Source organism: Streptomyces xiaopingdaonensis (assembly GCF_000262345.1).
GTDB lineage: Bacteria > Actinomycetota > Actinomycetes > Streptomycetales > Streptomycetaceae > Streptomyces > Streptomyces xiaopingdaonensis.
In genome coordinates, this window is sequence record NZ_AJTQ01000074.1 from 1 (window position 1) to 5687 (window position 5687).

Below are 5687 nucleotides of genomic sequence, written 5' to 3' on the forward strand. Positions count from 1 at the left end.
GGGCGCCGACGCGGGCAGCGCGGCATCGACCCGGAAGCCGCCGTGATCGGTGCGCCCGGACTCGACGGTGCCTCCGGCCAGCCGGACCCGCTCCGTCAGACCGATCAGCCCGTGCCCACCGCTCGGCAGCAGCGGCCCACCGTCGGCAGCCGGTTCGAGGGACTTCCCGGCCGGGCCGTTGACGACCCGTACCCGCACGGTCCGCGGCTCGTATGCGAGGTGTATCTCCGTCGCGGCGCCCGGGGCGTGCTTGTGCACGTTGGTCAGCGCCTCCTGCACGACCCGGTGCGCAGCACGCTCGACCGGCTCCGCCAGCGGCCGCGGCGCGCCCTCGACGAGCATGGTGACGGGCAGCCCGGCCGTCCGGGAGCTGTCGGCCAGCTCGCCGACGCGGTCGACGACCGCGCCGGCGGTGGACCGCCGCTCTGCCGGGGCAGCAGGAACCCGCGCCGGGTCCGCTGACGCGTTCTGCGCCGAGTCGCTTCCCGCAGCGGCCGGCGGCTCCTCGCCTTCGCCGGCCGGGTCGTTCCGCAACAGCCCCAGCATCTCGCGGAGTTCGGTGAGCGCACGCCGACCGGCCGTCTGGATGGTCTCCGCGGCCTCGCCCGTCATCTCCGGATCGTGCGCGACGGCGGTGAGCACGTTGGCGTGCACGACGATCAGGCTCACCTGGTGGGAGACCACGTCGTGCATCTCCCCTGCGATGCGCCGGCGTTCCTGTTCCCGCGCGGCCTCGGCCACGAGCCGCTGTTCCCGCTCGGCACGCTCCGCCCGTTCGACGAGACCGGCGACGACGGCGCGCCGTTGGCCCACGTAGAGCCCCAACAGCAGCGGCACCAGGCAGGAGAAGACGAAGTTCACCGCGAACCAGAGCGCCACTGTTCGGAAGTCGGACCACACCGCCGCGCTCCAGGGCGCGAGGACCACCAGCCCGACACCGGCCGACGCCCAAGCCGTCCGGCGGCTGTGCGGACCGCGATAGGCGCCCACCGCGTAGTAGGCGAAGGGTGCGACAAGAGCCGAGGCCTGGAGGAGCTTGGCGAGCAGCCCGGCGGCGAGCACCAGTTCGGGGGCCCGCCGCCGGGCGAGCAGCGGCAGCGCGCTCACCGCGGCGATCAGCACGTTCGCCCAGGGAGTGGCCGGTCCCGCGTAGGGGTTCTGGAGGCTGTTCCCCACCGCGAGCACCAACGCGACCCCCGCCAGCACCCAATCCACGGCGTGCGGCGGCAGCAGGGGCGAGCGCGATACGGGCCGCGCCGGGACGCTCGGCGCCGCGTCTCCGCGGCCGGAGGGCAGGAGTGCCCAGAAGCGCAGCGTGTGCCCGAACCGGCGGGCGCGACTGGTGGTACTCACGCGGCGAGGATAAGAGGCGGCCGGACCGGAGCCAGGCGGAGGCCGGCCGCCCCGTCGGATCGGCGGGCCGCCGAACTCCCTTCCCGCACGCTCGCGTTCCTGCCCACGGGGACCCGGCGCAGCCACGAACCACGCAGGGCCCCACCGCCGAAGCGATGGGGCCCTGCGTTCAGCCCGGTGAGGCTGGGCGGAGGATACGAGATTCGAACTCGTGAGGGGTTGCCCCCAACACGCTTTCCAAGCGTGCGCCCTAGGCCACTAGGCGAATCCTCCGCCGGAGACTCTACACAACGAGTCCAGTGCTCGCGAACTCGTCTCCCGGCCGAGGGATCAGGTACTGTTGGCGCAGCCCCTCACGTGGCGCTATCTGACTGAACTCCCCCAGGGCCGGAAGGCAGCAAGGGTAGGTCGGCTCTGGCGGGTGCGTGGGGGGCGTTGACTTGTCCGTGCGCGCCGGGGCGGCCCCGTGCGGGGTGCGTCTCGTGGTGCGGGAGGCCGGTGAGGTCCCCGATCCGCCTGTGACCGACGCCACTTGTCGGCGGTCACCTATATCGTCGGTGTTGTGTCGTCGCTCGCTCTGTACCGCAGGTATCGCCCCGAGACCTTCGCCGAGGTCATCGGGCAAGAACACGTGACGGAGCCGCTCCAGCAGGCTCTGCGGAACAACCGCGTCAACCACGCGTACCTCTTCAGCGGTCCGCGCGGCTGCGGGAAGACGACGAGCGCGCGCATCCTCGCCCGCTGCCTCAACTGCGAGCAGGGGCCCACCCCGTCGCCGTGCGGTGAGTGCCGCTCCTGCCTCGACCTCGCGCGCAACGGCCCCGGCTCGATCGACGTGATCGAGATCGACGCCGCTTCGCACGGCGGCGTGGACGACGCCCGGGAGCTGCGCGAGAAGGCGTTCTTCGGGCCCGCGTCGAGCCGGTACAAGATCTACATCGTCGACGAGGCGCACATGGTGACGTCGGCGGGCTTCAACGCGCTGCTGAAGGTGGTCGAAGAGCCGCCGGAGCACCTGAAGTTCATCTTCGCGACCACCGAGCCGGAGAAGGTCATCGGCACCATCCGGTCGCGTACCCACCACTACCCGTTCCGCCTCGTCCCGCCGGGCACGCTCCGCGAGTACCTCGCCGAGGTCTGTCGGCGCGAGGAGATCGCCGTCGACGAGGCCGTGCTCCCGCTCGCGGTCCGAGCCGGCGCCGGCTCGGTCCGGGATTCGATGTCCGTGATGGACCAACTCCTCGCCGGCGCGGGCGAGGAGGGTGTGACATACGCCATGGCGACGGCGCTCCTCGGATACACCGACAGCTCCCTCCTCGACTCGGTGGTCGACGCCTTCGCGGCCGGCGACGGTGCGGCGGCCTTCGAGGTCGTCGAGCAGGTGGTCGAGGGCGGGCACGACCCGCGTCGGTTCGTCGCCGATCTGCTGGAGCGGCTGCGGGATCTGGTGATCCTCGCCTCGGTGCCCGAGGCGGGGGAGAAGGGCCTGATCGACGCGCCTCCCGAGGTCGCCGAGCGGATGCAGGCGCAGGCGTCGGTCTTCGGACAGGCCGAGCTGAGCCGCGCCGCCGATCTCGTCAACTCCGGGCTCACGGAGATGCGGGGCGCCACCTCGCCGCGGTTGCAGCTGGAACTGATCTGCGCCCGGGTGCTGCTGCCCGCGGCGTACGGGGACGAGCGCTCGGTGCAGGCGAGGCTCGACCGCCTCGAGCGCGGGGCGGCCCTCGGCGCCGCGGCGGGCGCTCCGGCTCCGCCGCCGGGTGGTGCGGCGCCGGCTGCTCCCACTCCGGCCGCCCCGGCTCCGGACGCTCAGGCGCCCGAGGCGGCGTCCGCGCCTCCTCCACCGGCGCCGGCTCCCCAACCGTCCCCGCCCGCACCCGAGTCGGCTCCGGCCGGGCCCGCAGGCGCGGCCGGGGCGGAGCAGGGCAGGCGTCCGGGTGCCTGGCCCACGGCGGCGCCCGGCGGCGGCCGCAGGCCGGGTGCCTGGCCCGGCGGTACGGGCCCGGGCGAACGCCAGGGAGCCGGACAGCCGGGCACGGCACCCGGAAGGTCCGCGCCGCCGCAGGCCCCCGCGCCGTCGCAGCCCTCCCCCACGCCGCAGGCGGGTGGTCCGGCGGGCGGCGGTCCCGCCGGCGACCCCTCGGCGGGGGCAGCGCAGGTGCGGCAGGCATGGCCGAACGTTCTGGAGGCGGTGAAGAACCGCCGCCGCTTCACCTGGATTCTGCTCAGCCAGAACGCCAACATCGTCGGCTTCGACGGGACGACGCTCCAGATCGGATTCCCCAACTCCGGTGCGAGGGACAGCTTCACCGGCGGCGGGAGCGACGAGGTACTGCGCCAGGCCCTCGGCGACGCGCTCGGCGTGCAGTGGAAGGTGGAAGCGGTCGTCGACCCGGGAGGCGGGTCCGGCGGCGCGCAGGGCGGCGGCCAGCCCGGTCCCCAGGGCGGCGGCCGTCCGCGGGCACCGTCCGGTGGCTTCGGCGGCCCGGCAGCGGCGCCCGCGTCCCAGCCCGCCGGAGGGTTCGGCGGCCCGTCGGCTTCCCCGGGCCCGGCGGCACCGCCGGCGTCCGGCGGTGCCCCGCCTCCGGAGGGCGCAGCGTCCGGCTCCGGAACGGGGCAGGCGACGGCGGCGCGGTCGGCGCCCCCCGCGCAGGCGCGCGCTCCCGAACCGGAACCGGAGCCGGAGGAGGAGCCACCGCCTTCGGCGTATGTCGACCCCGCGGACGACATGCCCACGGCGGACGACCCCGACCTCGACGAAACCGCCCTCTCCGGCCACGACTTGATCATCAAGCAACTCGGCGCAACGGTGATCGAGGAGTACCAGCACGAGTAACCGCGGCGCCCCCGCCCCCGTCCACCGCTCCGCGGCCGGAGTCAACCGGTGAGTGGCGGACCCCGGCTCGCCCCGGCGTCCCGGCGGTGCAGCACGTAGGGTCGGGGCTGTCGGTGCGTCTTCGGCCCGGGTGTGACGGGCGGGGCGTACCGGTCATGCAGACCTCGACCGTCGAGTGCCCAGGAGCGTTTCGTGATTCCCGGTGGTGGCCAGCCCGACATGCAGCAGTTGCTGCAGCAGGCGCAGAAGATGCAGCAGGATCTCGCAGCGGCTCAGCAGGAGCTCGGCGAGACCCCGGTCGAGGGGTCGGCGGGCGGTGGGCTCGTCAAGGCGACCGTGACCGGCTCCGGCGAGCTGACGGGGCTGGTGATCGACCCGAAGGCGGTCGACCCGGAGGACACCGAGACCCTCGCCGACCTCGTCGTCGCGGCGGTCCGGGACGCCAACTCCGCGGCGCAGGAACTCCAGCAGGAGAAGCTCGGCCCGCTCGCGCAGGGCCTCGGCGGCGGCGGGCTGCCCGGGCTGCCCTTCTGAGGGTCCTCCGGCCCGCGGCGGCGGCCGCGGGCCCCGGGTCGTCGCGGCAGGCGGCAACCAGTGTGACAAGGCAGGATTTCGGAGAGCGGAGCTTCCGTGTACGAAGGCGTGGTGCAGGACCTGATCGACGAGTTGGGCAGGCTGCCCGGCGTCGGTCCCAAGAGCGCGCAGCGGATCGCCTTCCACGTCCTCCAGGCGGAGCCGGCGGACGTGCGCCGGCTCGCGCAGGCGCTCACCGAGGTCAAGGAGAAGGTCAGGTTCTGCACCGTGTGCGGCAACGTCGCGCAGGAGGAACAGTGCAGGGTCTGCCTCGACCAGCGCCGGGACCCTTCGGTGATCTGCGTCGTCGAGGAGCCGAAGGACGTCGTGGCGATCGAACGGACCCGCGAGTTCCGCGGCAGGTACCACGTGTTGGGCGGGGCGATCAGCCCGATCGACGGCGTCGGCCCGGACGACCTGCGCATACGGGAGCTGATGGCGAGGCTCGCCGACGGAGCCGTCAAGGAGCTGATCCTCGCCACCGATCCGAACCTCGAAGGTGAGGCGACGGCGACCTATCTGGCGCGTATGGTCTCGGCCATGGGTCTCAAGGTGACGCGGCTGGCGAGCGGCCTGCCCGTCGGGGGCGACCTGGAGTACGCCGACGAAGTCACGCTGGGACGAGCCTTCGAGGGGAGAAGGTTGCTCGATGTCTGACGCCACGCTGAACTCGATCACCGCCGAGCCCGACGACTTCGCGGTGCAGATCCGCGACCAGGTGGAGGGCTTCCTCGTCTCCGTCACCGAGGTGGCCAAGGGGGACGAGCCGGCGAGCGCCGTCCCGTACCTCCTGCTCAGCGTCTCCCAACTCCTCCTCGCAGGCGGCAGGTTGGGAGCGCACGAGGACTTCGTCCCGGACGAGCGGTACGAGCCGGACGTCGGCCCCGAGCCGGACGTCGACGAGCTGCGGGAGCGGCTCCCGGCG

The 5687-nt window shown here is 73.6% G+C and carries 5 protein-coding genes, 1 tRNA gene and 1 other RNA gene; 5 read left to right on the top strand and 2 right to left on the bottom strand.

The genetic code is table 11. From position 1 onward, the window contains the following. Both UWG_RS29565 and UWG_RS0106365 read right to left on the bottom strand, forming a co-directional pair. The coding region (locus UWG_RS29565) for a sensor histidine kinase (RefSeq protein ID WP_050988515.1) at positions 1 to 1353 on the bottom strand (1353 nt) is incomplete at its 3' end. Between the two features lie 188 nt (positions 1354 to 1541). Continuing rightward, positions 1542 to 1626, bottom strand: a tRNA-Ser gene (locus tag UWG_RS0106365). Positions 1627 to 1697: 71 nt separating this feature from the next. Here UWG_RS0106365 and ffs point away from each other — a divergent pair. The 5 genes from ffs to UWG_RS0106385 all read left to right on the top strand — a co-directional run. Further along, positions 1698 to 1796: signal recognition particle sRNA small type (ffs, locus tag UWG_RS31990), an RNA gene on the top strand. Positions 1797 to 1915: 119 nt separating this feature from the next. Beyond that, positions 1916 to 4189, top strand: a complete 2274-nt coding sequence (locus UWG_RS0106370) for a DNA polymerase III subunit gamma and tau (RefSeq protein WP_016906367.1) — start codon at positions 1916 to 1918, stop codon at positions 4187 to 4189. A gap of 192 nt (positions 4190 to 4381) precedes the next feature. Then, positions 4382 to 4723, top strand: coding sequence for a YbaB/EbfC family nucleoid-associated protein (locus tag UWG_RS0106375; RefSeq protein ID WP_078495595.1), 342 nt, complete (start codon positions 4382 to 4384; stop codon positions 4721 to 4723). A gap of 96 nt (positions 4724 to 4819) precedes the next feature. After that, positions 4820 to 5419 (top strand): recombination mediator RecR, encoded by a 600-nt coding sequence (gene recR / locus UWG_RS0106380; protein ID WP_016906369.1) that lies wholly within the window; start codon positions 4820 to 4822, stop codon positions 5417 to 5419. Then, positions 5412 to 5687, top strand: a 276-nt coding sequence (locus UWG_RS0106385; protein WP_016906370.1) for a DUF5063 domain-containing protein, incomplete at its 3' end; no start/stop codon positions are given. The genes recR and UWG_RS0106385, both read left to right, overlap by 8 nt.